24 protein-coding genes and 2 pseudogenes are annotated in these 26,408 nt (G+C 72.3%); 14 read left to right on the plus strand and 12 right to left on the minus strand.

Annotated features, from left to right (window positions below; genetic code table 11):
* Positions 1-4: 4 nt before the first annotated feature.
* From KKZ08_RS21315 to KKZ08_RS21340, 6 genes are all read right to left on the minus strand, one after another.
* A complete protein-coding gene (locus tag KKZ08_RS21315; RefSeq protein WP_223775978.1) occupies positions 5-490 on the minus strand; it encodes a DUF3180 domain-containing protein in 486 nt (161 codons plus the stop codon).
* 79 nt (positions 491-569) lie between these two features.
* Positions 570-1,181: a 2-amino-4-hydroxy-6-hydroxymethyldihydropteridine diphosphokinase gene (gene folK, locus KKZ08_RS21320; protein WP_223775979.1), complete on the minus strand. Its 612-nt coding sequence runs from the start codon at positions 1,179-1,181 to the stop codon at positions 570-572.
* A complete protein-coding gene (gene folB / locus KKZ08_RS21325) occupies positions 1,178-1,537 on the minus strand; it encodes a dihydroneopterin aldolase (RefSeq protein ID WP_223775980.1) in 360 nt (119 codons plus the stop codon). Before folB ends, folK begins: the two co-directional genes overlap by 4 nt.
* Positions 1,538-1,713: 176 nt before the next feature.
* Positions 1,714-2,253, minus strand: a complete 540-nt coding sequence (locus tag KKZ08_RS21330) for a nuclear transport factor 2 family protein (protein ID WP_223775981.1) — start codon at positions 2,251-2,253, stop codon at positions 1,714-1,716.
* On the minus strand, positions 2,250-3,122 hold the full coding sequence (folP, locus tag KKZ08_RS21335) for a dihydropteroate synthase (RefSeq protein ID WP_223775982.1): 873 nt from the start codon (positions 3,120-3,122) through the stop codon (positions 2,250-2,252). The genes KKZ08_RS21330 and folP overlap by 4 nt, the downstream gene beginning before the upstream one ends.
* A gap of 30 nt (positions 3,123-3,152) precedes the next feature.
* Positions 3,153-4,973 carry a phosphatidylglycerol lysyltransferase domain-containing protein gene (locus tag KKZ08_RS21340; protein ID WP_223775983.1) on the minus strand — a complete coding sequence of 607 codons (1,821 nt, stop codon included), beginning with the start codon at positions 4,971-4,973 and terminating at the stop codon, positions 3,153-3,155.
* Between the two features lie 254 nt (positions 4,974-5,227).
* On the opposite strand from KKZ08_RS21340, the gene KKZ08_RS21345 reads away from it, so the two are divergent.
* Positions 5,228-6,346: an alpha/beta hydrolase-fold protein gene (locus KKZ08_RS21345; protein WP_223775984.1), complete on the plus strand. Its 1,119-nt coding sequence runs from the start codon at positions 5,228-5,230 to the stop codon at positions 6,344-6,346.
* 99 nt (positions 6,347-6,445) lie between these two features.
* On the opposite strand, the gene KKZ08_RS21350 is transcribed toward KKZ08_RS21345, so the two are convergent.
* Positions 6,446-7,603, minus strand: coding sequence for a betaine/proline/choline family ABC transporter ATP-binding protein (locus tag KKZ08_RS21350; RefSeq protein WP_223775985.1), 1,158 nt, complete (start codon positions 7,601-7,603; stop codon positions 6,446-6,448).
* Between the two features lie 190 nt (positions 7,604-7,793).
* Between KKZ08_RS21350 and KKZ08_RS21355 the strand changes: the two genes are divergently transcribed.
* The 4 genes from KKZ08_RS21355 to KKZ08_RS21370 all read left to right on the plus strand — a co-directional run bounded on the left by KKZ08_RS21355 (position 7,794) and on the right by KKZ08_RS21370 (position 11,544).
* The gene (locus KKZ08_RS21355) at positions 7,794-8,522 is read left to right on the plus strand and encodes an ABC transporter permease (protein WP_223775986.1); all 729 of its coding nucleotides are present in this window, start codon (positions 7,794-7,796) and stop codon (positions 8,520-8,522) included.
* Positions 8,519-9,199, plus strand: a complete 681-nt coding sequence (locus KKZ08_RS21360; RefSeq protein ID WP_223775987.1) for an ABC transporter permease — start codon at positions 8,519-8,521, stop codon at positions 9,197-9,199. Before KKZ08_RS21355 ends, KKZ08_RS21360 begins: the two co-directional genes overlap by 4 nt.
* A 76-nt stretch (positions 9,200-9,275) precedes the next feature.
* The gene (locus KKZ08_RS21365) at positions 9,276-10,253 is read left to right on the plus strand and encodes an ABC transporter substrate-binding protein (RefSeq protein WP_223775988.1); all 978 of its coding nucleotides are present in this window, start codon (positions 9,276-9,278) and stop codon (positions 10,251-10,253) included.
* Between the two features lie 157 nt (positions 10,254-10,410).
* Positions 10,411-11,544, plus strand: coding sequence for a hypothetical protein (locus KKZ08_RS21370; RefSeq protein WP_223775989.1), 1,134 nt, complete (start codon positions 10,411-10,413; stop codon positions 11,542-11,544).
* A gap of 130 nt (positions 11,545-11,674) precedes the next feature.
* Here the strand turns inward: KKZ08_RS21370 and KKZ08_RS21375 are convergent.
* Together KKZ08_RS21375 and KKZ08_RS21380 are read right to left on the minus strand one after the other, a co-directional pair.
* A pseudogene (locus KKZ08_RS21375) lies at positions 11,675-13,005 on the minus strand (PH domain-containing protein).
* Between the two features lie 41 nt (positions 13,006-13,046).
* Positions 13,047-13,556, minus strand: coding sequence for a PH domain-containing protein (locus KKZ08_RS21380; protein WP_223775990.1), 510 nt, complete (start codon positions 13,554-13,556; stop codon positions 13,047-13,049).
* A gap of 83 nt (positions 13,557-13,639) precedes the next feature.
* On the opposite strand from KKZ08_RS21380, the gene KKZ08_RS21385 reads away from it, so the two are divergent.
* Positions 13,640-14,803: an NADH-quinone oxidoreductase subunit D gene (locus tag KKZ08_RS21385; protein ID WP_223775991.1), complete on the plus strand. Its 1,164-nt coding sequence runs from the start codon at positions 13,640-13,642 to the stop codon at positions 14,801-14,803.
* Here the strand turns inward: KKZ08_RS21385 and KKZ08_RS21390 are convergent.
* The gene (locus KKZ08_RS21390; protein WP_223775992.1) at positions 14,768-15,802 is read right to left on the minus strand and encodes an SAM-dependent methyltransferase; all 1,035 of its coding nucleotides are present in this window, start codon (positions 15,800-15,802) and stop codon (positions 14,768-14,770) included. The genes KKZ08_RS21385 and KKZ08_RS21390 overlap by 36 nt on opposite strands.
* A gap of 106 nt (positions 15,803-15,908) precedes the next feature.
* On the opposite strand from KKZ08_RS21390, the gene KKZ08_RS21395 reads away from it, so the two are divergent.
* Positions 15,909-17,111 (plus strand): sensor histidine kinase, encoded by a 1,203-nt coding sequence (locus tag KKZ08_RS21395; protein ID WP_223775993.1) that lies wholly within the window; start codon positions 15,909-15,911, stop codon positions 17,109-17,111.
* Between the two features lie 72 nt (positions 17,112-17,183).
* On the plus strand, positions 17,184-17,855 hold the full coding sequence (locus KKZ08_RS21400) for a response regulator transcription factor (RefSeq protein ID WP_223775994.1): 672 nt from the start codon (positions 17,184-17,186) through the stop codon (positions 17,853-17,855).
* A 10-nt stretch (positions 17,856-17,865) separates the two neighbouring features.
* Here KKZ08_RS21400 and KKZ08_RS21405 read toward each other — a convergent pair whose 3' ends face one another.
* Positions 17,866-18,972: a DUF5937 family protein gene (locus KKZ08_RS21405; RefSeq protein WP_223775995.1), complete on the minus strand. Its 1,107-nt coding sequence runs from the start codon at positions 18,970-18,972 to the stop codon at positions 17,866-17,868.
* A 214-nt stretch (positions 18,973-19,186) separates the two neighbouring features.
* On the opposite strand from KKZ08_RS21405, the gene KKZ08_RS21410 reads away from it, so the two are divergent.
* Positions 19,187-19,432, plus strand: coding sequence for a hypothetical protein (locus tag KKZ08_RS21410; protein WP_223775996.1), 246 nt, complete (start codon positions 19,187-19,189; stop codon positions 19,430-19,432).
* Here the strand turns inward: KKZ08_RS21410 and KKZ08_RS21415 are convergent.
* Positions 19,389-20,570, minus strand: a complete 1,182-nt coding sequence (locus tag KKZ08_RS21415; RefSeq protein WP_223775997.1) for a beta-eliminating lyase-related protein — start codon at positions 20,568-20,570, stop codon at positions 19,389-19,391. The genes KKZ08_RS21410 and KKZ08_RS21415 overlap by 44 nt on opposite strands.
* A gap of 146 nt (positions 20,571-20,716) precedes the next feature.
* On the opposite strand from KKZ08_RS21415, the gene KKZ08_RS21420 reads away from it, so the two are divergent.
* The 5 genes and pseudogenes from KKZ08_RS21420 to KKZ08_RS21440 all read left to right on the plus strand — a co-directional run bounded on the left by KKZ08_RS21420 (position 20,717) and on the right by KKZ08_RS21440 (position 26,195).
* Entirely contained in the window at positions 20,717-21,661 is a 945-nt protein-coding gene (locus KKZ08_RS21420) for a DUF2520 domain-containing protein (RefSeq protein WP_223775998.1), read from the plus strand.
* A pseudogene (gene panC, locus KKZ08_RS21425) lies at positions 21,658-22,679 on the plus strand (pantoate--beta-alanine ligase). The gene KKZ08_RS21420 and the pseudogene panC overlap by 4 nt, the downstream one beginning before the upstream one ends.
* Positions 22,676-24,391 carry an L-aspartate oxidase gene (locus KKZ08_RS21430; protein WP_223775999.1) on the plus strand — a complete coding sequence of 572 codons (1,716 nt, stop codon included), beginning with the start codon at positions 22,676-22,678 and terminating at the stop codon, positions 24,389-24,391. Before panC ends, KKZ08_RS21430 begins: the two are co-directional and overlap by 4 nt.
* Entirely contained in the window at positions 24,388-25,389 is a 1,002-nt protein-coding gene (gene nadC, locus KKZ08_RS21435; RefSeq protein WP_223776000.1) for a carboxylating nicotinate-nucleotide diphosphorylase, read from the plus strand. Before KKZ08_RS21430 ends, nadC begins: the two co-directional genes overlap by 4 nt.
* On the plus strand, positions 25,389-26,195 hold the full coding sequence (locus KKZ08_RS21440; protein WP_223776001.1) for a type III pantothenate kinase: 807 nt from the start codon (positions 25,389-25,391) through the stop codon (positions 26,193-26,195). Before nadC ends, KKZ08_RS21440 begins: the two co-directional genes overlap by 1 nt.
* Positions 26,196-26,408 lie beyond the last annotated feature (213 nt).

Consider the following 26,408-nt stretch of genomic DNA (forward strand, 5'->3'; position numbering starts at 1 on the left):
CGCCTCAGGCCGCCGGAGCCGCCTGGCCGTCCTCGTCGTCGTCCTCGGGGAGCTTGCAGACCCGTTCGAGGAAGAGGGCGGCCGCTACCACCGCGATGCCCATCAGGACCGAGAGGCCGGCGTAGATCGCCTGGTCGCGGCGGCCGGGGATGTCGAGGAATTCGAGCAGGAAGGCGCCCGCGCCGCCGTACATTCCCGCGACGAGCGCCGCGACCAGGGCGCTGGCCTGGCCGAAGACGACGGCGCGGGCGGCCATCATCGGATCGACGCCCTTCGCACCGGGGCGGCGCTCACGCTGGGCCCGCAGGCGCGAGCGCAGCGAGAGAGCCGTGGACAGGAGCACGACGGCGATCACCGCGAGCACGATGGGCGCGGCCAGCGGGACCCGGGGCAGCGTGCCGACGGAGTCCCACAGGCGGGCGCCCGACCAGGACAGCACTCCGGCCACGACGAAGAGGCCGGCCAGTGTCCTGATGCGCAGTTGCTTCACGAGTGACCCTTCGTTGCCTTCATCCTCGTACGGATCGGCGGCACCTTCATCCTCGTACCGGCCCGTTAGACCCTAACGACTATTCGGGCAGCCGGAGTTCCAGGTCGGGGCGGGGCGCGACGCCTTCGCGGGTGACGGCGGCGAGCAGCTCGGCCACCGCGCCGCGGCCGGCCAGCTCGGCCTCGGGTTCGACGTCGTGCCAGGGGGCGAGGACGAAGGCACGTTCGTGCGCGCGCGGGTGGGGCAGGGTGAGCGCCGGGTCGTCGGAGACCACGTCGGCGTACGCCACGATGTCCACGTCGATCGTGCGCGGGCCCCAGCGCTCGTCACGGACGCGGTGGAAGGCCTCCTCGACGGCCTGCGCGCGCTCCAGGAGGGAGGAGGGCGGCAGGGTCGTCTTCACCACCACGACGGCGTTGAAGTACGAGGGCTGGGTGCCGGGGTCGACGCCCCACGGCTCGGTCTCGTACACCGGAGAGACCGCCTTGACCCGCAGGCCCGGCGTGTCCTCCAGGGCGTCGATGGCGCCCTGGAGGGTCTCCAGACGGTTGCCGAGGTTGCTGCCGAGGGAGATCACGGCCCGCTTGGGGTTGGACAGGGTGGTATCCGCGGCGTCCACCTGCTCGACCACGGAGGTGGGCACCGGCTGGACGGTGGGGTCGCTCTGACCCGCTTTGAAAGGCGCAGTCATACTCGGCTCCGGGTGATGGTGACGGTCACGTCGTCGAAGGGCACGGTGATCGGGGCGTCCGGCTTGTGCACGCACACCTCGACCTCCAGGACCCCCTCGTGCTTCAGACACGTCTGGGCGATGCGCTCGGCGAGGGTCTCGATCAGATCGACCGGTTCGCCCTCGACGACGGCCACGACCTCTTCGGCCACGACGCCGTAGTGCACGGTCTTCGCCAGGTCGTCGTCGGCCGCGGCCGCTCGCGTGTCCAGGCCGAGAACCAGGTCCACGATGAAGGTCTGGCCCTCTTCGCGCTCCCGCGGATAGACACCGTGGTGCCCGCGGGCCTTGAGGCCGCGCAGCGCGACACGATCCACGCGAATCACTCCTGCAATCGTCGGTATCGGCAGGCCTGTACCGAGTGCGGTCGGCACACCAGCCTCGATCGAATCTACCTGCGAGCACCGACAGTGCTCGCCCGCGGGGCCTTCCGAGAGGGCCCGGCGGCCCCGCGATCCCGCTCGATCCGGCTTTTCTTCCGCCCCCTACCCACTCAGGAGGGGGTCTCGTCACCCTCGTCGTCGTCGGTTTCGGCCAGGACGGGCGAGGCGTGGTGGGACCACAGTTTCCAGCCGTCGGGTGTGCGGCGGAACACATTCGTGGCGACCACGAGCTGGCCCACGAGCGGGCCGAGCTCCCCGCCGCCCTCCGGGGGCGGACCCCCGCTGAGGATGTTCTCGGTGCACGTCACCACGGCCGTGTCACCGGCCACGCCGACCTTCAGGTCGGTCAGGAAGAACTGGATGTACTCGGTGTTCGCCATGATCAGCGCGTACGACCTGAGGACCTCGCCGCGGCCGGTGAGGACCGGCCAGCCGGGGTGGACGCAGGAGATCGCGTCTCCGTCGGCGGTCCCGTCCACGCTCTCGTCCGTGCGGTCGTCGTCATCGCCGGTGACCTCGTCCGTGACCTTGTCGGCCTCGGAGTCCAGCCACAGGTCGGAGACCTCGTCGAAGTCACCGCGCTCCAGTGCTTCGTAGAAGGCCGTGTTGGCGAGTTCCACCTGCTCGACGTCGGTGCGTGCCCCGGTCACCGGTGGCCGCCCGCGGCGTCCGTCACGGCCTGGGCGACGCGCACGGCGTCGGCCGTCGCCCGCACCTCGTGCACACGGACCGCCCAGGCGCCCTGGTGGGCGGCGATCGCCGAGACCGCGGCGGTGGCGGCGTCGCGCTCGCGGGTAAGCGGCAGGGCGCCCTCGGGGCCCGCGAGGACCCGGCCGAGGAACCGCTTGCGGGAGGCGGCGACCAGCACGGCGTGGCCCAGTTCGCGCAGCCGGTCCAGGCGGGCCAGGAGCGCCAGGTCGTGCTCGGCCTCCTTGGAGAAGCCGAGGCCCGGGTCGACGATGACGCGCTCGGGGGCGATGCCGCCCTCGATGGCGGCCGCCACGCGCGCGTGGAGCTCGCCGACGACTTCGCAGACCACGTCCTCGTACACGGGCTTGGCGTGGATGTCGGTGAGGAAGCCCCGCCAGTGCATGACGACGAAGGGGGCGCCGGCGGCGGCGACCGCGGGGACCATGCGGGGGTCGGCGAGGCCGCCGCTGACGTCGTTGACGAGGACGGCGCCCGCGGCGAGCGCCTGCTCGGCGACAGTGGCGCGCATGGTGTCCACGGAGACGGTGACGCCCTCGGCGGCCAGGCCCCGCACCACGGGGACGACGCGCTTGAGTTCCTCGTCCTCGTCCACCCGGGTGGCGCCTGGGCGGGTCGACTCGCCGCCGACGTCCACCAGGTCGGCGCCCTGGGCGACCAGGTCGAGGCCGTGCTTCACGGCGGCCGTGGTGTCGAACCAGCGGCCGCCGTCGGAGAAGGAGTCGGGCGTGACGTTCACGACGCCCATGACCGCGCAGCGGTCCCACTCCGGCAGCCCCTGGACCGATCCCCGCCCGCTCAACGTACTCATGCCTCCAGCGTAGGCCCGGACGGCGCCGGGTTACGCCGCCTGCATCTCGCGTTCCGTGGTCCGGTGCGGGCAGGGACGGCGCTGCGGGGTGCCCTTGCGCAGGAAGCGGGGCAGCGCGAGGGTCACGAAGCCCTCGGCTTGCATGGCGGCGAAGCCGATGCGGGGCAGGTCCTTGCTGGAGCGGTAGACGACGAAGCGGGGTTCCCACCGGGGGCGGAACTTCGCGTTGAACTTGTACAGGGACTCGATCTGGAACCAGCGGGAGAGGAAGACGAGCAGGCCCCGCCAGGCGCGCAGCACCGGGCCCGCGCCGATCTTCTCGCCGCGGGCGAGGGCCGCGCGGAACATCGCGAAGTTGAGGGACACGCGCGCGATGCCGAGCTTCGGGGCGGCCTGGAGGGCGGCCACGATGAGCAGTTCGTTCATGCCGGGATCGGCGGAGCGGTCGCGGCGCATGAGGTCCAGGGAGACGCCGTCCTTGCCCCACGGGACGAAGTGGAGGACCGCCTTCAGGTCGCCGTAGGGGCCCGGGTCCTCGTCGGCCTTGTGGGCGGTGGCGATCAGACAGTCGCCGTCGTTCGGGTCGCCGATGCGGCCGAGCGCCATGGAGAAGCCGCGCTCGGTGTCGGTGCCGCGCCAGTCGTCGGCGGCGCGCTGGATCCTGGTCAGCTCCTGCTCACCGAGGTCACGGATGCGCCGTACGCGCGTCTCGTAGCCATTGCGCTCGATCCGCTTGACCATCTGGCGTACGTTGCGCATCGCACGCCCGGACAGGGAGAAATCCGCGACGTCCACCACCGCCTCGTCGCCCAGTTCGAGGGCGTCCAGGCCGGTCTCGCGGGTCCAGACCTCGCCGCCCGTCTCGGAGCAGCCCATGACGGCGGGCGTCCAGGAGTGGGCCTTCGCCTCGTCCATGAAGCGCTCGATGGCGCCGGGCCAGGCCTCGACGTCGCCGATCGGGTCGCCGCTGGCGAGCATCACTCCGGAGACGACGCGGTAGGTGACGGCGGCCTTGCCGCTGGGGGAGAAGACGACGCCCTTGTCGCGGCGGAGCGCGAAGTGGCCGAGCGAGTCGCGGGCGCCGTGCTTGTCGAGCAGGGCGCGCAGCTTGGTCTCGTCGTCCTCGGTGAGGCGCGCGGCCGGGTGCTCCGGGCGGAAGGCCAGGTAGATGGTGGTGAGGGCGGTGAGCATGCCGAGGGCGCCGAGGGAGAAGCCGACGGTCCAGGACGTGTTCCCGTAGTACGCGACGGGGCCCTCGAAGCCGAAGAGGCCGTAGAGGACGTGCTCCAGGCGCTCCGTGATGCTGGGGTCCCCGATGACCTTGCCTGGGTGGACGCTGACGATCACGAGGCCCAGCAGGATCGATCCGGCGCCGAGGAGGACGAAGTTGGCCAGTGCCCGCCAGCGGCTGCGCGGATCGGGCAGGGCCGTGAACTCACTACGATGACGCAGCAGCAGCGCGAGGAGCGCGAGCGAGATCAGGACACCGATCACCGAGTGACGGTACGCGAACTGCGCCACGGCGCCCGCGGGCAGCAGCACCACGGCGGCCCGCCAGGCCCGCCGCTTGTGGCGCCGCAGACCGTGCGCGAGCAGGAGCAGGAGGATGCCGGAGCTGAGCGCGAGTGCGGCCGCGAACGGGCCGAGCGCACCGGGCAGCACCTCGGCGACGGCGTGCATGCGGCTGTAGCGGAAGCGGGGGAAGACACCCGCCGCGACGTTCAGCAGACCTACGAGCGTGCAGGCTCTGGCGACGAGGGTCGGCACGGCCTCGGGTCGCGGACCGCGCAGTATCCGGTGGAGGCGGCCGTCGCGGTGGCGGTCCTCACTCCCCGGAACCCCACCCGACATTTCGCCATCTATCCTGACAGACATCGCATCCCGTAGTTCTGCGAGAGAGCTTGAATCCGGTGCCAAAACGGCATCCGGCACCATTGCGTCCTCTAGGACGGTCCTTCGGGGAAACGGGTTCATTCCCGACCGGAAACCGCTGGAAAAGCGCAGGCAAGGCTTTCGGCACGTGCCGGCAAGGTCACAGCCCTGTTCCGGTCCCGCCGCGGTAAGCCCGAGGCAACGGTAGTAGAAAGCGCAGGCAGGAAAACCCCATGGGTCTCACGAGCAACAAGGTCCTCGCCCTTGCGGTCTTGCTGGCCGTACTGCTCTTCTTCGGCACCATCTGGCTCTGGCCGCGGCTCGCCCGCCGCACCTGGAAGGCGATCACGGGCCGTGTCGGCCTGCTCCTCGCCACTCAGGTGACGATCTTCGCATCGGTGGGCCTCGCGGCCAACCAGGCCTTCGGCTTCTACGCCACCTGGGCCGACCTCTTCGGCCAGGAGACGACCCCCGGCATCGTGGTGGACCACGATCCGGCCAAAGGAGCAGGGCCCGTCAAGGTCGTCGACACCAAGACCGTGAACGTGCCCGGTGGCGGCCGCCCCGCCACCGGCGGCCAGATCCAGAAGGTCGAGATCGGCGGGAAGGAGTCGCGCATAGGCTCTCCTGCCTACGTCTACCTGCCGCCCGAGTACTTCCAGTCGTTCTACCGCAACCGCACCTTCCCCGCGGCCGTGGTCCTCACCGGCTACCCGGGCACCGCCGAGGCGCTCATCAAAGGGCTGCACTACCCGCAGACCGCCCACAGGCTGTCCGCCGAGGGCAAGATGCAGCCGATGATCCTGATCATGCTGCGGCCGACCGTGGCGCCGCCGCGCGACACGGAGTGCGTGGACGTCCCCGACGGCCCGCAGGCGGAGACGTTCTTCGCCAAGGACCTGCCCGGCGCCGTCTCGCAGCACTACAGGGTGGGCACCAAGGCACGGAACTGGGGCGTCATCGGCGACTCCACGGGCGGCTACTGCGCCCTGAAGTTCGCCCTGCACCACCCCGGTCAGTACGGCGCCGCGGCGGGCCTGTCGGCGTACTACAAGGCGCCCATCGACGTCACCACCGGCGACCTCTTCCACGGTGACGAGCAGCTGCAGCGGGAGGCCGATCTGATGTGGTACCTCGACCACAAGCCGGCGCCCAGGACCTCCCTCCTGGTCACGAGCAGCAAGAAGGGTGAGGACAACTACCAGGACACCCTGAAGTTCATCGACAAGGTGAAGAAGCCCACGCGCGTGTCGTCGATCACACTGGAAAGCGGCGGCCACAACTTCAACACCTGGCGCAGGGAGATCCCCGCCACCCTCCAGTGGATGAGCGGGCGGCTCGACGACAACTGAGCCGCTTCTCTTGAGCCGCTCTTTTCGGCGGATGCGGCCGGGCGCAGTCCGAGCCGATGGCCGCCCGGTTGTCAGTCCGAGCCGATGGCCGCCCGGTTGTCAGTCCGAGCCGATGGCCGCGACCGTCTCCAGTTCGACTTCCGCCCGCGCGATGTCCCGCGCGTCCGCCGCCGTCGACCGGCGCAGCGCCTCGTGCAGCCGGGCCGGTGTCAGCACTCCCAGGAAGCGGCCCTCGCTGTCCTTGTCGATGACCGCGATCCAGCCCGCGTCGTGCTGGAGCATCGTCGCGAACGCCTGCTTCAGGCTCGCCCCGACCGGGAGCCAGGCCTCCATGCGGCGGGCGTGCGCGCGGACCGTGCCGCCGCCCACGCGCGCGTGCTCGGCGGAGATCCAGCCGTGCAGGTTGTTCTCGCCGTCCAGGACGACGGCCCAGGGGGCGTCGAGCTTCTTGGGCAGCGTGTCGTCGAGGTGCACCACCGGCGGCTGTTCGAGGTCGCCCTCCTCGATCGGGGTCACCGAGAGCCGCTTCAGGCCGCGGTCCGCGCCGACGAAGTCGGCCACGTACCCGTTCGCGGGGGCGCCGAGGACCGTCGAGGGGGTGTCGAACTGCTCGATGCGGCCCTGGCCGTAGACCGCGATGCGGTCGCCGAGGCGGACCGCCTCCTCGATGTCGTGCGTGACGAACAACACGGTCTTGCGCACGGCCTGCTGGAGGCGCAGGAACTCGTTCTGGAGGTGCTCGCGCACCACGGGGTCGACCGCGCCGAACGGCTCGTCCATGAGGAGCACCGGCGGATCGGCCGCCAGGGCGCGGGCCACGCCGACGCGCTGGCGCTGGCCGCCCGAGAGCTGCTCGGGGTAGCGGTCGCCGAAGACGGACGGGTCGAGGCCGACCAGGTCCAGGAGTTCGGCGGCGCGCTCGCGGGCCTTGCCGCGCTTGACGCCGAGGAGGTGCGGGACGGTCGCCGTGTTCTCCAGGACGGTCTTGTGCGGGAAGAGGCCGACCTGCTGGATGACGTAGCCGATGCGGCGCCGCAGCTGGACCGGGTCGGTCGCCGCTATGTCGTCGCCGTCCACGAATATCCGGCCCTCGCTCGGCTCGATGAGCCGGTTCACCATCTTCATCGTGGTCGTCTTGCCGCATCCCGACGGGCCGACGAGGGTGACCAGTTCACCCTCGGCGACCTCGAAGGACAGGTCGTCGACGGCCGTGGTGCCGTCCGCGTAGCGCTTGGTCACGTGCTCGAACCGGATCATGCTTCCCCATTGTGACGGACGGCGGTGGGCGGTGGCGGGCCGCGTGCGACGGCCCTGTTGCGGCCGTACACGGCCGTGTTGCGGCCGTACAACGACTCTCGGCGATTGTCAGTGCCGCGCGTTAGGGTCGCCAGACACGGGGGGACGTGTGTGCGGCATACGTCCGGGGATTCGGGGGAGGTGTGGCCGCGTGGCCGAGCAGAACTGTCTGGTGACGAACGACTGGATCTGCGGGGAGTACCTCCGCACGCGCAGCCAGGAGTTGACCGACGCGACCCTTCAGCACACCGGGATCACGCTCGCCTCGGTGGCGATCGGCCTCGCCGTCTCCCTGCCGCTCGCGCTTCTCGCGCGGCGGTGGCGCTTCCTGTCGGGACCGATCCTCGGCGTGACGACCGTGCTGTACTCGGTGCCCTCGCTCGCGATGTTCTCGCTGCTCCTGCCGTTCTTCGGGCTCTCCGCCTCGCTGGTCGTCACAGGCTTGGTGCTGTACTCCCTGACGGTCCTCGTGCGGAACATCCTGGCCGGGCTCCAGGCCGTCCCCGACGAAGCCAGGGACGCCGCCAAGGGGATGGGGTACGGCCCGCTCAGGCTCCTGTGGGAGGTGGAACTGCCGCTCGCGCTCCCGGCCTTGCTGGCCGGCGTCCGCATCACCACGGTCTCCACGGTCGCCCTGACGACGGTCGGCGCCATCGTGGACTACGGCGGCCTCGGCACCCTGATCCTCGACGGTCTCGACACGACCTTCAAGGCCCAGGTGCTCACGGCGTCCGTGCTGTGCGTCCTGCTGGCCGTCGTCGCCGACCTGCTGCTGCTCGCCCTCCAGCGGTGGCTGACGCCCTGGACGAGGGCCCCTCGCATACGCACGAACCGCGCCGGGCGTGCGGCGGCCGTGGCCAAGGTGGCTGAGCCGGTATGAACGCGATCACGGGTGCGTACGACTGGCTGACCACGGGCGCCAACTGGCAGGGCGAGAAGGGGGTGTGGCACCGCCTGGCCGAACACCTGTACTTCAGCGGGGTCTGCCTCGCCGTCGCCTGCCTGATCGCGCTGCCGCTCGCGCTCTGGCTCGGCCACATCGGCAAGGGCGGGGCGCTCGCGGTCAACATCTCCAACGTCGGCCGGGCGGTGCCCACGCTGGCCCTGCTGGTCCTGCTCACGCTCACCCCGCTCGGTGAGCACGGCGACGCGCCGACGCTGATCGCGCTGGTCCTCTTCGCCGTGCCGCCGCTGCTGACCAACGCCTACCTCGGGATGCGCGAGGTGGACCGGGCGGTGGTGGAGGCCGCGCGCGGGATGGGCATGAGCGGCGGACAGCTCTTCGCGCGGGTCGAGCTGCCACTCGCGTATCCGCTGATCATGACCGGCGTCCGGTCCGCCGGGGTGCAGGTCGTCGCGACGGCCACGCTCGCCGCGATGGCGGGCGAGGGCGGTCTCGGCCGGATCATCACCGCCGGGTTCAACCTCCAGAACACCCCTCAAGTGGTCGCGGGCGCCTTCCTGGTGGCGCTGCTGGCCCTGCTGGTGGAGGGGGTCCTGGTGGTGGCGGGGCGCGTCTTCGACCCGATGCGGCGGTCGGGCGGTGCGGTGCGGTGAGTCCTGGTCGTCTGCCAGGTGCGCGTCAGGCCCCGTGAGTTCTGTCGTCATTCTCTTTCGAAATGGTGGTTCACCGATGAACAGCACAACGCGTCGCGCGCGACGGATGGCAGGGGCGGCCGCGGCCGTCGTGGCGCTGACCGCGGGGCTCGCCGCGTGCGGCGGGGACAGCCTGGAGAGCGAGGGCAAGGGCTCGGACAAGGCGGGTGACGGCAAGAAGGGCTCACTCGTGGTGGGTTCGGCGCGCTTCACCGAGCAGAAGGTCCTCGCCGAGCTGTACGCGGGCGTTCTCGCGGAAGCCGGATATGACACGCAGGTCAAGACCGTGCAGAACCGCGAGATCTACAAGCCCGAACTGAAGAAGGGCTCCATCGACGTCACGCCCGAATACGCGGCGACGCTCGCGGAATTCCTCAACCTGGAGAAGAACGGCCCGAAGGCCGAGGCCGTCGCCTCCAGTGATCTCGACGCCACGGTGCGCGCCTTGGAGAAGCTCGCGAAGCCGCAGGGCTTGAAGGTGCTCCCGGCGGGCGAGGCGGTCGACCAGAACGCGTTCGCGGTCTCGAAGGAATACGCCGAGAAGCACAAGCTCAAGACGCTCTCGGATCTCGGCAGGTCGGGCGAGAAGGTCACGATCGCGGCGGGCGACGAATGCGAGTCGCGGCCGTTCTGCGCGCCCGGCCTGAAGAAGAAGTACGGGATCGATGTCGCCGGAATCGACCCCAAGGGCGTCGGGACCACGCAGTCCAAGCAGGCCGTGAAGAACGGCACGGACCAGCTGGTGCTGACCACGACGACCGACGCGACGCTGAAGAACTACGACCTCGTGATTCTTGAGGACGACAAGAAGCTCCAGAACGCGGACAACATCCTTCCCGTCGTCAACGCCGAGGAAGCGGGCGGCAAGGAGATAGCCGACGCGCTCGCGAAGCTGACCAAGACGCTCACGACGGAAGACCTCATCGAACTCAACCGGAAGGTCGACGAGGAGCGCCAGAAGGAAGCGGATGTCGCGCGGGAGTATCTGGAGTCGAAGGGCCTGATCGGAAGTTGATCAAGGAATCGTCCGGGTGGCTCCCATGGTGAAGCGGAAGTCGGCCGCCCGGGCAAAGCGGAGGAAGGATGGGGAGTTGTGGCGAGTTACCGATGTGGCACCTGCTTTTTGGCGGGCGAGGCACCAGACTTCGTCTACGCGCGGTAAGTTTCTGGCCATGCCACGTGGACGTCACCGCCATTCCCCACCCCTGCACAGGCTGCTTCCCCCTTCGGCGGTCGCCGGTGTTTCCGTTCTCTGCGCCGGCGGCGCCTGGATGTTCGCGGAACCGGTCGTGCTCCGCGGGCTCGTCGCGGCCGCGGCCGCCGCTGCCGTCGTCGGTTCGGTCGTCATGCGCCGCTGGGACCAGGCGGCGGGCAAGCGCGTCGCCGAGCTCACGCGCGCGCGGGCGAGCGACGAGTGGCGTTACGAGGAACGGATAGCCGAGGCCGAGTCGGACCTCGAGGACTCCCGCGAGCTGCGGGGCAAGCTGGAGACGAAGCTGCGCGCCAAGCGGGCCGAGCTGGCCGCGCTGCGCAACGAACACGCCGCGCTCCTGCGGCGGTACGCGACCGCCGAGACGGAGCGGGCCAGCGCCCTTGAGGGGCAGCGGCTGCTTGCCATAGAGGCGTCGTCCACGGCACCGGCGCTGCCGGCGTCCGGCGCGGAGTCGGGTGCCGGTTCCGGTGCCGCTGCCGGTGGCGGTAGTGGCGCCGCGGATCTGGTGCCTGCTGTGCGGGCGGGGGCGCCGGTGCGGGCTCCGGGTTCGGCGGTGGCTGCGGAGCGCGCCGCTGCGCCGTCCCCGGAGGAGGCCGCCGAGCCTTCCGTGCGGCCGGACGGGGTCCCGACACCGTCGCTCTTCGTACTGGCCAACGCGGCGCTCGACCGCATGGCTTCCCGGACGGCGCCCAAGGCGCGGTCGCAGGCGAGGCCGGAGCCGGAGGCCGCGCCGAACGCGGAGGACGAGTCGCGGGGGAAGCCCGGGGCGGCCGACGGAATCGGCGGGCACGAGCGCGCGGTCGCCGTCGCGCCGCCCGTTCAGGCCCGGCGCCAGGCGCCGCAGGGCGGATTCGACTTCTTCGGCACGAAGGGCGCGGCTCCGGCCGCGCTGGAGTCCGTGCAGAACGCGGACCTCGCCGATGTGGTGGGTGAGGAAGCCCTCGCGGTCCACAAGGCGGAGGCCGAGGCGGAGTTCAAGGACGCGCCCGCGGGGGACGCGGAGCGGGGCGTGGGGCAGGTCATCGATCTGACGGCGCATGACGAGACGGAGCAGATCGACGTGGGGGTGCTGCGGACGGCCCTCCGGGCGTAGCGCTCCGAGGGTTCTGCGGGGCAGTGGCCTTGGCCGGGGGTGGGCGGGTCGGGTTGTCGGCTGCGGGTCGGTCGTGGCTGGTCGCGCAGTTCCCCGCGCCCCTGACGGGGCGCTGCTTCGGCGGGCCGGGTTACCTGGTCATCCAGCGGTCCGGGCGGGCCTCTTTGCGGCTTGTGCGGGAGCGGGACGCCTGGGACTGGAGGAGGGCCGCCGCCTCCGCGGCCGGCCGCAGCCGTGCCGTCACCGTCTTGTTGGCGCCCGTGTCCACCCGTACGTCGGCCACGCCCCTGTACCGCTCCCACGGCCCCTGTGAGAGCCGCACGCTCTGCACCTTGGCGTGCGGCACCAGCGACAGGCGGCGCTTGAGCAGGCCGTGCCGCGCCGCGAAGACCGCGTCCGTGACCGCGAGGCCGTAACCCTTCCACCAGAGCGGTACGCACCACGCCGCGCGCGCGGGCGGCGCGAAAGCTCGGCGGCGCCCGGCACGCGCGCGCCCGGCAGCACCCGGGCTATCACCGCCTCGGCCAGCTCCCGCGGCGCGACCGGCACCAGCACGCTGTTGGCCGAGCCCGCCACGTCCAGCTCGACCCGCACCCAGCCGCGCCGCCGCCACAGCAGGGGCTGTACGACGTGCACGGTCTGCACCCGCCCCGGCGGCACCGTCTCGTGCGCCTTGTCGAGCAGGCCGTGGTCGATGCGCAGGCCGTCCGGGGACTCGCCCACCGTCCAGTCGTACTCCTTGATGAACCGGCCGCCGCTGCTCGCGAACGCGCCGCCCAGCATGGGCAGTCCGGTGGCGAGGACCGTCCACAGGTTGTGCGTGGCGAACCACAGGAAGGCGGGCACGACGACCGCGGCGACGAGCATCGCCCAGGGCGCGCCGGTCAGCAACAGGGAGAGGGCGAGCATGCGCGGCTGTACGTGAAGGAGGCCGCGCACCGGCGCCTCACCGACCTCACGCGCCTCCTCGGGGGCGAAACCGGCCGCCCGCGCGAGGAGTTCGGCACGCAGCGCGGCGGCGTCGCGCTCACCGAGGTAGGCCAGTTCGTCCTTCTTGTCCGCGCCGACGACGTCCAGCTTCAGCTTGGCCACCCCCGCGATGCGGGCGAGCAGCGGACGCGTCACGTCGACGGCCTGGAGCCGGTCGAGCCGGATGTGGGCGGTGCGCCGGAAGAACAGGCCGGTACGGATGCGCAGTTCGGTGTCGGTGACCGCGAAGTGGGTGAACCACCAGCTCAGAAAGCCGTACGCGGCGCCTCCGAGGACCACGGCCGCGCAGCCCAGGAGCAGGGTGGTGGTCGTCAGCGCGGACAGGCGCTGCTGCGTGCCGTTCGGGTCGTGGACGGCCCAGCCCACCAGGATCGCGAAGGGCGCCCAGGCGCGGCGCAGCGGCGTCACGGGATGCAGCCGCCGCTCGGTCACGGCCCCGGTCTCCACCGCTCCGTCCGGAGCCTCCCGCACGCCACCCAAGGCCCCGCCGCCCGGGCCCGGCCCCTCGCCGCTCACAGCCCCGCCGATCGGGCTTCGCCGAGCTCCGTGAGGCGGTCGCGCAGCCGCTCGGCCTCTTCGGGGAGCAGCCCGGGGATCCGCGCGTCGGTGGCGGCGGCAGCGGTGTGCAGCTGCACGCTCGCCAGGCCGAAGTGCCGCTCCACGGGCCCCGACGTCACCTCGACGAGCTGCATCCGGCCGTAGGGGACCACGGTCTCCTCGCGCCACAGCACGCCCCGGCTGATGAGCAGGTCGTCGTCGCGCTCGGCGTACCGCCACGAGCGCCAGTTGCGCCCCAGCATCGGCCAGCCCCACGCCACCACGGCCAGCGGCAGCAGCGCGAAGGCCGCCCACGCCGGACCCGCGAAGAGGCCGAGCAGCACGCCGGCCGCCGCCGCGAGCGGCACCAGCCAGACCACCAGCAGCAGCCGCCGCATCTTCAGCAGACCCCGTGGCAGGCCCGTCCACACCGGCTCGACCCGTGCCCCCGCCGGTCCAGCGGTCCCTGCCGTCCCCGTTTCCATGCCCCCAGCGTACGTACGCCCTCCGACAGCCGCGTAGGCCCGACGGTCGCGTACGCATGGGGAGCGTGCGAGAGACTGTGTCCATGAGTCCCACGACGGAGACCACCACGCAGACCACGCTCGGCATCGGCGGCGCGGCCGAGAGCACCGACATGGTGCTCAACATCGGCCCCCAGCACCCGTCCACGCACGGTGTGCTCCGCCTGCGCCTCGTCCTGGACGGCGAGCGCATCCAGCACGCGGAGCCGGTCATCGGCTACATGCACCGCGGCGCCGAGAAGCTCTTCGAGGCACGGGACTACCGGCAGATCGTGATGCTGGCCAACCGCCACGACTGGCTGTCCGCGTTCTCGAACGAACTCGGCGTGGTGCTGGCCGTCGAGCGGATGCTCGGCATGGAGGTCCCCGAGCGCGCCGTGTGGACGCGCACGCTGCTCGCCGAGCTGAACCGCGTGCTCAACCACCTGATGTTCCTCGGGTCCTACCCCCTGGAACTGGGCGGGATCACCCCGGTGTTCCACGCGTTCCGCGAGCGCGAGGAGCTCCAGAACGTGATGGAGGAGATCTCCGGCGGCCGCATGCACTACATGTTCAACCGCGTGGGCGGCCTCAAGGAGGACCTGCCCGCCGGATGGACCTCCCGCGCGCGGGAGGCCGTCGCGTCGGTGCGCTCGCGCATGGACGTGTACGACCGCCTGGTGCTCGGCAACGAGATCTTCCGGGGGCGCACGCGCGGCGTCGGCGTCCTCACCCCCGAGGCGGCGCACGCCTACGGAGTGAGCGGTCCCATCGCCCGCGCCTCCGGCGTCGACTTCGACCTGCGCCGCGACGAGCCCTACCTCGCGTACCCCGAACTCCAGGACACCCTGAAGGTCGTCACGCGCCAGGAGGGCGACTGCCTGGCCCGCTTCGAGTGCCTCCTGGAGCAGACCCACAACGCCCTCGACCTCGCCGACGCCTGCCTGGACCGGATCGCGGATCTCCCGCAGGGACCGATCAACCAGCGCCTGCCGAAGGTCCTCAAGGCCCCCGAGGGCCACACGTACGCGTGGACCGAGAACCCCCTGGGGATCAACGGCTACTACCTGGTCTCCAAGGGCGAGAAGACCCCGTACCGCCTGAAGCTGCGTTCGGCCTCCTACAACAACATCCAGGCCCTCGCCGAGCTGCTTCCTGGACAGCTGGTCGCGGACATGGTGGCGATCCTCGGGTCACTCTTCTTCGTGGTCGGCGACATCGACAAGTAGTGCGGTGCCTTCGGGGACGCCGACGGGCTGGAGCAGCCACCGGAAGTCCCCGAGCCCGCCGGGCGCGGTGAGTTCCGCGGCCTCTCCCGCGCGCGTGAGGGCACGTACGTACGCCGCCGGGTCCTCGGAGGCCAGGAACAGCGGGGGACGGCCGCCGCTCACCCCGAGCGCGCCGAGCGCCGCCCGCTGGGTGAGCAGCGCGGCGCCCTCACCCGCGCAGGCGTCCAGCGCCACGTGCGCGGTGATGTCGCAGCCGCCGTCCGGCACGGGAGCCGTCTCCCGGCCCGCCCTGAAGCCCGTGAGCGTCCCGAAGGGCGGGCGGGACCCCCGGTCGTGGGCGTAGTCGACGGCGACCGCGAGGCCGCGCGTGAGCGTCGCCACGGCCGCCGCCCACGCCTCGTCCCGGGGGCGGCCGATCTCCGCGCGCAGTCCGGGCTCCCCGTCCAGCGGCCACCAGCGCGCCAGCCACGCGGCGTCCGGGCCCTCGACGGGACCGCCAAGCACCTCGGTGCCGTCGTCGCGTACGAGGACACGGCGCGCCGTTCCGTCGCCGTCCACCTCGGCGACGTCCACGGGGACGTTGTCCAGCCACTCGTTGGCGAAGAGCAGGCCCGTCACACCGGCCGGCGGCGCGGGCAGCCACGCGATACGGGGGTCGAGGCCCACGGGACGCTCCGCGCGCTCGACCGCGTACGCACGCACGCGTGCCGCCGCGTCGGCGGGCAGCGCCGCCAGGACGGCCGTCGTCAGTTCGCCGCGACCCGCGCCCATGTCCACGAAGGAGACCTCTTCCGGGTGGCCCAGCGCCTCGTCCACCCGGCACAGGAGGCGGGCCACGGCGGCGGCGTAGAGGGGCGAGGCATGGACGGAGGTGCGGAAGTGCGCTGCGGGTCCCCCGGGGCCGCGATAGAAGCCGTCAGGGCCGTACAGGGCGGCCTCCGTGGCCTCGCGCCAGCCCCGCGGGGCGCCTGTTCCCGGCGCGCGGTCGTCGTTCGTCACAGACCGCAGGCTAAGGGGGCCTCCACCTTGGGGAGTACACACGCTCGATACGGATCGCACCTCCGGTTGACCCCGGGGTGCCACGGGCCTGCCTACGCTGGGTTACGTGCAGCGTCTCTATGACTTCCTCCGCAGACACCCGACATGGGTCGACGGCTTCTGGGCCTTCGTCCTGCTCGGGATCTCCGGGCTCGGTCTGGTGTCGATGTCCGGCGGGAACGGACACGAGCCGACCCTCCTGGCGGTCCCGGTCGCCCTCGGACTCTGCCTGGTGGTCGCGCTGCGCCGGCGGGCGACCGAGCCGATGCTGGTCCTCGTCGCGGTCATCGGCGTCTTCCAGCTCGTCTTCGACGTGGAGACGATGCCCGCGAACTTCGCCATGCTCGTGATCATCTACACCGCGGCGGCCGACGGGGCGCAGTGGGCCTCGCGGTTCGCTCTGGTGGGCGGCCTGTGCGCGGCGCCGCTGTCGATGATGCGCTGGTCCGCGGGGAACGACTCCGTATTCGGCAGCGTCCTCTTCACGATCTTCCAGATCGTTCCCTTCGCGCTCGCCTGGGTCCTCGGCGACTCCATCCGCACCCGCCGCGCCTACCTGGCGCAGCTGGAGGAGCGCGCCGACCGGCTGGAGAAGGAGCGCGAGGCGCAGTCGAAGGTCGCGGTGGCGGCGGAGCGGGCCCGCATCGCGCGCGAACTGCACGACGTCGTCGCGCACAACGTCTCGGTGATGGTCGTCCAGGCCGACGGCGCCGCGTACGTCCTGGACACCGCGCCCGACCAGGCCAAGAAGGCCCTGGAGACCATTTCGGGGACCGGCCGCCAGGCGCTCGCCGAGATGCGCCGCCTGCTCGGTGTGCTGCGCACCGGGGAGCCCGAGGAGGGTTCCGAGTACGTTCCGCAGCCCGACGTCGAGCAGCTCGACGAGCTCATCGAACAGGTGCGCACGGCCGGTCTGCCCGTCGACTACAAGGTGGAGGGCACCCCGCGCCCGCTGCCCAGCGGCGTGGAGCTCACCGCGTACCGCATCGTGCAGGAGGCGCTGACGAACACGCGCAAGCACGGCGGCGAGAACGCGGGCGCGAGCGTGCGCCTGGTCTACTTCGACGACGGCCTGGGGCTGCTCGTCGAGGACGACGGCAAGGGCGCCCCGCACGAGCTGTACGAGGACGGCGGCGCCGACGGCAGGGGACACGGTCTGATCGGCATGCGTGAGCGCGTCGGCATGGTCGGCGGCACGCTGGACGCGGGGCCGCGTCCTGGCGGAGGCTTCCGGATCAGCGCGCTGCTGCCCCTCAAACCAGCACACTGATCTCGCGCACGTCCGGCGATGACACCTGTCACCGGTGCTGTACCCCGCATTGACCCCCGAAGGGACTCCAAGATGTCGATCCGCGTGATGCTCGTCGACGACCAAGTGCTGCTCCGCACCGGATTCCGGATGGTGCTCGCCGCGCAGCCGGACATGGAGGTCGTCGCGGAGGCGGGTGACGGCGTCGAGGCCCTTGAGGTGTTGCGCTCGACCAAGGTCGACGTCGTGCTGATGGACGTACGCATGCCGAAACTGGACGGCGTCGAGACGACCCGGCGCGTCTGCCAGGACGCGAACCCGCCGAAGGTGCTGATCCTGACCACCTTCGACCTCGACGAGTACGCCTTCTCGGGGCTGAAGGCGGGCGCCTCCGGGTTCATGCTCAAGGACGTGCCCCCGGGGGAGCTGCTCGCCGCTATCCGCTCCGTGCACAGCGGTGACGCGGTGGTCGCGCCGTCCACCACGCGGCGCCTGCTCGACCGTTTCGCGCCGATGCTGCCGAACGCGGGCGGGCAGCCGCAGCACCAGGAGCTGGAGCGCCTCACGAGCCGTGAGCGCGAGGTGATGGTGCTCGTCGCACAGGGCCTGTCGAACGGCGAGATCGCGGCCCGGCTGGTGCTCTCGGAGGCCACCGTGAAGACCCATGTCGGCCGCATCCTGACCAAGCTGGGCCTGCGGGACCGGGTGCAGGTCGTCGTCCTCGCGTACGAGACGGGCCTCGTACGGGCCGGGGGCGCTTCCTAGCGCTGCGGCACTAGCGCAGCACGCCCTCGATGAAGTCGCTGCCGAGGCGGGACACCACGCCGATGTCCAGCTGGTGCTGCACATAGCGCCCGCGGCGGCGCGTGGTGACCAGGCCGGCCTTCTTCAGGACGGTCAGGTGCCGGGATATCTCCGGCGCGGTCATGCCGTGCGCGTCCGCCAGCTCGCCCGTGGTGTACGACCCGCGCGCGAGGTGTCGGCAGAGCCGCATCCGCACCGGGTGGGCGAGCGCCGACATGCGGTGGGTCAGCTGCTCCACGGTCGGCGGTGCGGTGAGGCCCGAGGTGCTGATCGGGTAGGTGATCGCGGCCTGCCAGCCCTTGCGGTGCAGGACCATGAGGTGCGGCCACCCGAGACTCGTCGGCACGAGCACCAGGCCGCCCGCGCCCGACGTCGTCCGCCCCTCGCTGATCTTGTCGACGGTGATGACCCGGGCGTCCTCGTCCAGGGAGACCGCCCCGGAGATCGCCTTCAGGGCCTCCGCGAGGCCCTTGCGCCGCAGCAGCTCCGTCTTGTGCCGGGCGTCCGCGGCCAGTTGGTGGTTGACACGGGCCCAGGTGTCGGCGAAGAAGGCCTCGTCGCAGTCCTCCAGGAGCGCCCGGAGCCACGCGCGGACGACCGGCGGGTCGTCCAGCAGGCGCTTGGTGAACCGCACCTGGTGAGGGCCGCGCGCGGCGGCCAGATCCAGCGCGCGCTGCTGCACGGCGGCATCGGACAGCAGATTGCGGTCCGGGTCCGAGTACGTCGACTGGCAGGTGAACTCAAGGGCGGCGTCGACGAACTGCTCGTCCGTCAGCTGGTCGAGCTGGTCGAGCTCCTCGGTGAGCGTGGCACCCGGGAGGGCCCTCGCCCCCTGGATGCCGGCGAACGGCGCGAACACGTCCGAGAACGTCGTACGCCACAGGAAGTCGGCCTCGCACATGCGGTCCGCCAGGCAGGGGTCCAGGCGCGCCGAGACGGCCGTCGCCCAGCCCTGGAGCCCCGGGTGGTGGCCCGGCTCCGACAGTGCGTGCAGCGCCATGCCGAGCTCGCCCAGGGGCGAGGGCACGACGTGGATCCGCTCCCGCGACAGGCCGCTGATGTCGATGCGCACGCTCATGGCCCCATGGTGCACCGCGCCACTGACAGCGCAGCCGTCGATTGACGAGCGCCGTCAATCGACGCGACGGGGACGGGCCGGCGGGAGCAATCTGGGGTCATCACCGGAGCCGCCGAGGTCTCCGGGCCCCTCCCTTCAACTGTCCGCACGGCACGGGGATCCCACGGCCCCGCGATGCCCGTTAAGTAACGTTTATCCCGAGAGGTGAGACGTCATGAGCGTCACCCAGCAGTATCTGCTCGACACCTACCGCGCCGCCCAGCAGGGCGGGCCGACGCCGCCCGCGCCGGGCCGGAACGACTGGCAGGCCGTCCGCGAGGTGCGCGAGTACGGCCGCTTCCGTGCCGTCATGGAGGAGCGCCCCGCCCACGGCAGGCTCCGCGCCGCCCTGGCCCGGCTCACCCGCGGCGGGCGCCTCAGCGGGGGATCCGTCGCACGAAGTCCGCGACCGCTTCCTTGACGTCGTCGGCCGTCCAGCCAAGGCCCTCCTCGGTCACGGTGACCTCCGTGACCGAGAGGCCGGGCGGCCCGTCCGCGAACCAGCGGCCGAACAGCAGGGTTCCGGTCTCCTCGGCCTGCCCGAGCGAGGCCTCGTCCAGCACGTCGGGCGCGTACGGCAGCCAGACCTGGAACTGGTGGGTGTGCGGCCGTCGCGGGTGTACGCGGGACCAGGCGACCCCGGCGGCCGTGAACCCTTCGTACAGCGCCTCGGCGACCACGCGCGCGTGGGCGACGTAATCGGGCAGCCGCGGCAGCGTGTGCTTCAGACCCAACAGGGCGGAGACAGCGGCCGGGAAGTGCTGGAACAGCTGCCCTCCGTACCGGTGGCGCCACACCCTCGCCTCCTCGACGAGCGTGCGAGGCCCGGCCAGCGCGGCGCCGCTCAGCCCTCCGAGGGACTTGTAGAACGACACGTACACGGTGTCCGCCAGGCCCGCGATCTCGGGAAGGGGACGGCCGAAGTGCGGCGCGCACTCCCACAGGCGGGCGCCGTCGACATGCACGACCGCGTCCCGTTCACGGGCCGCCTCCACGACCGCTTCGAGCTCCTCCCACGTCGGCAGGACGAAACCGGCGTCCCTGAGCGGCAGTTCGAGCATCAGCGTCCCGAAGGGCTCGGGGAAGTCCCGCACTTCGTGGGCCGTGGGCAACCGCGGCTCATTCGTGGGGTGCACCGTGCGCAGGCCGCTGACGGCGGAGAAGGCGCCTCCTTCGTGGACTTCCGGGTGCGCCTTGGGGTGCAGCGCGACGGTCGCGTTCCCGGTGCGGCCCGCCCAGCAGCGCAGGGCGATCTGCTGGGCCATCGTGCCGGTCGGGAAGAAGACGGCGGCCTCCTTGCCGAGCAGACCCGCGGCCTCGTCCTCCAGCGTGGCGACGACACCGTCCCCGTACACATCCGTGGCCTCGTCCGCGCCGACGACCTCGGGGGCGGCCGCCGCCAGCGCCGAGAAACGTTCGGTGAGGGGGACGTGGAGAGGGGAGCGGTGCAGGGTGCGGGCGGCGCCGCGGGCCGCCGCCACGTGCCTGGCCCGGCCGTCGGGCTCACCGTCCCTCGGCCGGTCCTCGGAGGGCGTCTGGTCCACGTCGTTCGCAGTCATCCCCCGAGGATGACCCGTCCGTCACCACCGGTCATATGAATAACCACAGCCTGTGGACAGCGGAAGACGCGGCGCCGGGCAATCGCGTTAGCATGACGAGAAATCGTCCGGTACCCCGAGCGGACTGGAACGGAAGGCGTCATCGCGTGAACGCATCGCATCAGCCGGACCCGCGGGATCGCCCCGCGAGGCTCACGGTGGGAGTCGTGGGAGCGGGCCGTGTCGGCCCCGCGCTCGCCGCGTCGCTCCAGCTCGCCGGGCACCGCCCGGTGGCCGCGTCGGGGGTGTCCGACGCCTCAGTGCGCCGGGCCGCCGTCATGCTGCCCGACGTGCCCCTCGTCCCGGTGGCCGAGGTCCTCGAACGCGCCGACCTGGTGCTCCTGACCGTGCCCGACGACGCGCTGCCCGGCCTGGTCGAAGGCCTCGCGGAGACCGGCGCGGTGCGCCCGGGCCAGCTCCTCGTACACACCTCCGGGCGGTACGGCACCAAGGTCCTCGAGCCCGCCCTGCGCGCCGGCGCCCTGCCGCTCGCGCTGCACCCCGCCATGACGTTCACCGGCACCCCTGTCGACGTGCAGCGCCTGGCCGGGTGCTCGTTCGGCGTGACGGCGCCCGAGGAGCTGCGGCTCGCCGCCGAGGCTTTGGTCATCGAGATGGGCGGCGAGCCCGAGTGGATCGCCGAGGGGAACCGCCCGCTCTACCACGCGGCGCTCGCCCTCGGCGCGAACCACCTGGTCACCCTGGTCGCCGAGTCCATGGACCTGCTGCGCGACGCGGGCGTCGCGGCCCCCGACCGGATGCTCGGCCCGCTGCTCGGCGCCGCCCTGGACAACGCACTGCGCTCGGGCGACGCGGCGCTCACCGGCCCCGTCGCGCGCGGCGACGCGGGCACGGTCGCCGCGCACGTCGCGGAGTTGCGCAAGCACGCCCCGCAGACCGTCGCCGGCTACCTCGCGATGGCCCGCGCCACCGCCGACCGGGCCCTCGCCCACGGCCTGCTCAAGCCGGAGCTCGCCGAGGACCTCCTCGGTGTGCTGGCCAACGGCGCGGGCGGCACCGGCGGAACCGGGACCGAAGGGGGCTCCCGATGAGCGGCACGCACAGCACGCCCACCACCCTCCTGCACACCGCCGAGTCCCTGCGCACCCGCGCGCGGGGCGGCCGCCGCGCGGTCGTCATGACCATGGGCGCCCTGCACGACGGGCACGCCTCGCTGATCCGCGCCGCCCGCCGCGACGCGGGCCCCGACGGCGAGGTCGTCGTCACGGTCTTCGTGAACCCCCTCCAGTTCGGCGCGGGCGAGGACCTGGACCGCTATCCCCGCACCCTCGAAGCCGACGTCAAGATCGCCGAGCAGGCGGGCGCCGACGCCGTGTTCGCCCCCTCCGTGGACGAGGTCTACCCGGGCGGGGAGCCCCAGGTCCGCGTCGGCGCGGGCCCCATGGGCACGGTCCTCGAAGGCGCCACCCGCCCCGGGCACTTCGACGGCATGCTCACCGTCGTCGCCAAGCTGCTCCACCTCACCGTGCCGGACGTGGCGCTGTTCGGGCAGAAGGACGCCCAGCAGCTCGCCCTGATCCGCCGCATGGTCCGCGACCTCAACTTCCCCGTGGAGATCGTCGGCGTCCCCACCATCCGCGAGGACGACGGCCTGGCCCTCTCCAGCCGCAACCGCTACCTCTCGCCTGACGAGCGGCGCACCGCCCTCGCCCTCTCCCGGGCCCTCTTCGCGGGCCGCGACCGGCACGCCGCGCAGGAGGCACTGCGCGCGCGTGCCGCCAGCGCGCCCGCCACGCGCGCGCGGGCCGACGCCCTCAGCGCGATGGGCGAGTCCCGCGCGGCGGCCGACGCCCACGCCGTGGCGCAGTCCGCGGCGCCCTCGACGCCCGCGGACCCGCCGCCGTCGTCGCGGCGGCCCGGCACGTCCTCGACGAGGCCGCGCGCCTGCGCCCCCCGCTGGAGCTGGACTACGTGGCGCTGGTGGACCCCGCCGACTTCACCGACGTACGCCCCGGCCACACCGGAGAAGCCATCCTCGCCGTGGCCGCCAAGGTCGGCTCGACACGGCTGATCGACAACATCCCGCTGACGTTCGGAGTCGCCGTATGAGTGCCACCGGAATACGGCTGCACGCACCCGCGCCCGGCTGGTCCCTGGACGCCGACGTCGTGGTCGTCGGCTCCGGAGTCGCCGGACTGACCGCCGCCCTGCGCTGCTCGGCCGCCGGCCTGCGCACGGTCGTGGTGACCAAGGCCCGCCTGGACGACGGCTCCACGCGCTGGGCGCAGGGCGGCATCGCCGCGGCGCTCGGCGAGGGCGACACCCCCGAACAGCACCTGGACGACACGCTGGTGGCGGGCGTGGGCCTGTGCGACGAGGAGGCCGTGCGCACCCTCGTCACCGAGGGCCCCGGCGCCGTACGCCGCCTCATCGAGACCGGCGCCCACTTCGACACCGGCCCCGAGGGAGCCATCGAGCTGACCCGTGAGGGCGGCCACCACCGCCGTCGCATCGCGCACGCGGGCGGCGACGCGACCGGCGCGGAGGTCTCCCGCGCCCTCGTCGAGGCGGTCCGCGCGCGTGGCATACCGACCGTCGAGAACGCCCTGGTCCTCGACCTGCTCACCGACGCCGAGGGCCGCACCGCCGGTGTCTCCCTGCACGTCATGGGAGAGGGCCAGCACGACGGCGTGGGCGCCGTCCACGCCCCCGCCGTGGTCCTCGCGACCGGCGGCATGGGCCAGGTCTTCTCGGCGACCACCAACCCGTCCGTGTCCACGGGCGACGGCGTCGCGCTCGCCCTGCGCGCGGGCGCCGAGGTCTCCGACCTCGAATTCGTGCAGTTCCACCCCACCGTGCTCTTCCTCGGCGCCGACGCCGAGGGCCAGCAGCCGCTGGTCTCCGAAGCGGTGCGGGGCGAGGGCGCCTACCTGGTGGACGCCGACGGCGTGCGCTTCATGGTCGGCCAGCACGAACTGGCCGAGCTGGCGCCCCGCGACATCGTCGCCAAGGGCATCACGCGCCGCATGCAGGAGCGGGGCACCGACCACATGTACCTCGACGCCCGGCACTTCGGCGCCGACATGTGGGCCACCCGCTTCCCGACGATCCTGGCCGCCTGCCGCGCCCACGGCATCGACCCGGTCACCGAGCCCATCCCCGTCGCCCCGGCCGCGCACTACGCCTCCGGAGGCGTCCGCACCGACCCGCACGGCCGCACCACCGTCCCGGGCCTGTACGCCTGCGGGGAGGTCGCCTGCACCGGTGTGCACGGCGCCAACCGCCTCGCCTCGAACTCCCTCCTCGAAGGCCTGGTCTACGCCGAACGCATCGCTGCGGACATCACGGCCGAACACGCACGGAACACCCTCCACACGCGCGTGCCACACCCCGTCACCCACCCCGAGACCCCGTCCCACCCCCTGCTGCCGCCCGAGGCCCGCTTCGCCATCCAGCGCGTGATGACCGAGGGCGCCGGGGTGCTCCGCTCCGCCGAATCCCTCACTCAGGCGGCGGCCCGCCTGGCCCGCATCCACGCCGAAGCCGCGGGGGCGCTGGCCGAGCACGGCAAGACGGCAGAGCCGGGCGTCGACACCTGGGAGACCACCAACCTCCTGTGCGTCGCCCGCGTCCTGGTGGCCGCCGCCCAGCGCCGCGAGGAGACCCGGGGCTGCCACTGGCGCGAGGACCACGCCGACCGCGACGACGAGACCTGGCGGCGCCACATCGTCGTACGCCTCAACCCGGACAGGACCCTGGCCGCCCACACCACCGAGACCCACGACTTCCCCCCGACCCGCCCCAGTCCCCAGGAGCAGTGACCGTGAGCACCCCCGACGACCTCCCCCTCGCCCCCACAGCCGCAGGCGGCGGCTGCGGCGACGCCTGCGGCTGCGGCGGGGAGGACGCCTTCGACCCCCTGGAGTGCGGCCTCGACCCCGCTCTCGCGCGCCTCCTGGCCGAGGCGGGCCTCGACCCCCTCCAGATCGAGGACATCGCGCACATGGCCATCGAGGAGGACCTGGCGGGCGGCGTGGACGTCACCACGGTCGCCACCATCCCCGAGGACGCCGTCGCCACCGCCGACTTCGTCGCGCGCGAGGCGGGCACGGTCGCGGGCCTGCGCGTCGCCGAGGCCGTCGTCTCCGTGGTGTGCGAGGAGGAGTTCGAGGTCGAGCGGCACGTCGAGGACGGCGACCGCGTCGAGGCGGGTGACGTGCTCCTCAGCGTCACCACCCGCACCCGCGACCTGCTCACCGCCGAGCGCAGCGCCCTGAACATCCTGTGCCGCCTCTCCGGCATCGCGAGCGCCACGCGCGCGTGGGCGGACGTTCTCGACGGCACGAAGGCGAAGGTCCGCGACACCCGCAAGACGACGCCCGGGTACCGCGCCCTGGAGAAGTACGCCGTACGGATGGGCGGCGGCGTCAACCACCGCATGTCCCTCTCCGACGCGGCCCTGGTCAAGGACAACCACGTGGTCGCGGCGGGCGGCGTCGCGCAGGCCTTCAAGGCCGTACGCGAGCAGTTCCCGGACGTACCGATCGAGGTCGAGGTCGACACGCTCCACCAGCTGCGCGAGGTCATCGACGCGGGCGCCGACCTGATCCTCCTGGACAACTTCACGCCGGGTGAGACCGAGGAGGCCGTCGCCATCGTCGGCGGCCGCGCGTTCCTGGAGTCCTCGGGCCGCCTCACCCTGGAGAACGCCCGTGCGTACGCCGTCACGGGCGTCGACTACCTGGCGGTGGGCGCCCTCACTCACTCCTCCCCGATCCTCGACATCGGCCTGGACCTGCGGGAAGCGGTGCGCGACTGATGCTGCTGACGATCGACGTAGGGAACACCCACACCGTCCTCGGCCTCTTCGACGGCGAGGACATCGTCGAGCACTGGCGCATCTCCACCGACGCCCGCCGCACGGCCGACGAACTCGCCGTGCTGCTCAACGGCCTGATGGGCATGCACCCGCTGCTCGGCGAGGAGCTCGGCGACGGCATCGACGGCATCGCGATCTGCTCGACGGTCCCCTCGGTCCTGCACGAGCTGCGCGAGGTCACGCGCCGCTACTACGGAGACGTGCCGGCCGTCCTCGTGGAGCCCGGCATCAAGACCGGCGTCCCGATCCTCATGGACAACCCCAAGGAGGTCGGCGCCGACCGCATCATCAACGCGGTAGCGGCCGTCGAGCTCTACGGCGGCCCGGCGATCGTCGTCGACTTCGGCACGGCCACCACCTTCGACGCCGTCTCCGCGCGCGGGGAGTACGCGGGTGGCGTCATCGCCCCCGGCATCGAGATCTCCGTGGAGGCTCTGGGCGTACGGGGCGCGCAGCTCCGCAAGATCGAGCTGGCCCGCCCGCGGAGTGTCATCGGCAAGAACACCGTGGAGGCCATGCAGGCGGGCATCCTGTACGGCTTCGCGGGCCAGGTCGACGGCGTCGTGAACCGCATGGCGCGCGAACTGGTGGGGGCGGGCGGCGACCCCGACGAGGTCACGGTGATCGCGACGGGCGGCTTGGCCCCGATGGTGCTCGGCGAGGCGTCGGTCATCGACGAACACGAGCCGTGGTTGACGCTGATCGGGCTCCGCCTGGTCTACGAACGCAACGTCTCCCGCCCCTGAGCCCGCGCCCGGCGGTATCCCCCACCCCGCCGCTCCGCGCCGGATGTCCCCCACCCACCCGCCCGTAACCCGGCGTCGAGACATCGAGGCAGGAGCAGACCGGGGTCACGCACCCCGCCGGGCGGTACAAGCGCCCGGCGGTATCCCCTTCCCCGCCGCTCCGCGCCGGACGCCTCCCACCCACCCGCCCGTTACTCGGCGTCGAGATGTCCG

Origin of the sequence: Streptomyces sp. 135 (assembly GCF_020026305.1) — a bacterium.
In the GTDB taxonomy this organism is placed as follows: Bacteria; Actinomycetota; Actinomycetes; order Streptomycetales; family Streptomycetaceae; genus Streptomyces.